Raw genomic sequence first — 340 nt, forward strand, 5'->3', positions numbered from 1 at the left:
ATCTCTGTATGGTTGAGTAAATCCAGCTCATTTAAGCCGGTAATTTTGAGCGTCTCTTTACCGCCCGATGTACTGCACGTTCAGTCATAATGCTTATTTCCTGGCTGTCGTAAAAGCGCCAGCCAGGGATTTTCCTTTCTTCTGATTTAAAATACCTGCCCACAGCCCACAGCCCACAGCCTATTTCGACCGCTGCGCAAAATTCACACTCAGTTTGAATGCTGGGATATTTTCCTGAAAATATATGAAATTTTCTGACACATATTGTTTTAATTTTAACAACATCGTAGCATGCTGGCTGTTTATTGAAAATGATTATCATTAGGGTTGACTGCGGGGG

Annotated in this window: 1 protein-coding gene; it reads right to left on the reverse strand. The window is 41.8% G+C overall.

The genetic code is table 11. The features are described 5' to 3' along the window. Positions 1-31: 31 nt before the first annotated feature. Positions 32-340 (reverse strand): hypothetical protein (locus BG55_RS23085; protein WP_235192682.1); only part of this gene is annotated, 309 nt, incomplete at its 5' end.

Origin of the sequence: Erwinia mallotivora (genome assembly GCF_000590885.1) — a bacterium.
GTDB lineage: Bacteria > Pseudomonadota > Gammaproteobacteria > Enterobacterales > Enterobacteriaceae > Erwinia > Erwinia mallotivora.